The 1298-nt window shown below is 54.9% G+C and carries 2 rRNA genes; both read right to left on the reverse strand.

The annotated features are described in order from the left end of the window. Positions 1-5: 5 nt before the first annotated feature. Positions 6-122 (reverse strand): 5S ribosomal RNA (gene rrf / locus M3677_RS16755). Between the two features lie 141 nt (positions 123-263). Next, a 23S ribosomal RNA gene (locus tag M3677_RS16760) occupies positions 264-1298 on the reverse strand; the annotation flags it as partial.

Here is a 1298-nt window from a genome sequence, read left to right on the forward strand (position 1 = left end):
GTTGAGTCCGGCGGCGTCCTACTCTCCCACAAGGTCCCCCTTGCAGTACCATCGGCGCTGAGAGGCTTAGCTTCCGGGTTCGGAATGTGACCGGGCGTTTCCCTCTCGCTATGACCACCGGAACACTGTCGACCCAGATCCTGGATCAAACCATTGTTCCTTCAGAGCATTGCTGAAGTATTCAGTTTGATTCCCGATCGTCTGTCGGGAACCACAAAGTGGACGCGAGCCCGCCACCCACAAGGGGCGACGGTAAAAGTTGTGTTGTCAAGTCTTCGGCTTATTAGTACCGGTCAGCTCCACGGGTCGTTAGTCCCCGCTTCCACATCCGGCCTATCAACCCAGTAGTCTGCTGGGAGCCTCTCACACTCAAGGTGCATGGAAATCTCATCTCGAAGACGGCTTCCCGCTTAGATGCTTTCAGCGGTTATCCGGTCCGAACGTAGCTAATCAGCGGTGCCCTTGGCAGAACAACTGACACACCAGAGGTTCGTCCATCCCGGTCCTCTCGTACTAGGGATAGATCTTCTCAAATTTCCAACGCGCGCAGCGGATAGGGACCGAACTGTCTCACGACGTTCTAAACCCAGCTCGCGTACCGCTTTAATGGGCGAACAGCCCAACCCTTGGGACCTACTCCAGCCCCAGGATGCGACGAGCCGACATCGAGGTGCCAAACCATGCCGTCGATATGGACTCTTGGGCAAGATCAGCCTGTTATCCCCGAGGTACCTTTTATCCGTTGAGCGACAGCGCTTCCACAAGCCACTGCCGGATCACTAGTCCCGACTTTCGTCCCTGCTCGACCTGTCAGTCTCACAGTCAAGCTCCCTTGTGCACTTACACTCGCCACCTGATTGCCAACCAGGTTGAGGGAACCTTTGGGCGCCTCCGTTACTCTTTGGGAGGCAACCGCCCCAGTTAAACTACCCATCAGGCACTGTCCATGAACCCGATCAGGGTCCTACGTTAGACATCCAAAGTGACCAGAGTGGTATTTCAACAATGACTCCACGAACACTAGCGTGCCCGCTTCACAGTCTCCCACCTATCCTACACAAGCCACTCCGAACACCAATACCAAACTGTAGTAAAGGTCACGGGGTCTTTCCGTCCTGCTGCGCGTAACGAGCATCTTTACTCGTAGTGCAATTTCGCCGAGTTCGCGGTTGAGACAGCTGGGAAGTCGTTACGCCATTCGTGCAGGTCGGAACTTACCCGACAAGGAATTTCGCTACCTTAGGATGGTTATAGTTACCACCGCCGTTTACTGGGGCTTAAATTCAGAGCTTCGCCCT

This window comes from Curtobacterium sp. P97 (assembly GCF_023712445.1).
GTDB lineage: Bacteria > Actinomycetota > Actinomycetes > Actinomycetales > Microbacteriaceae > Curtobacterium.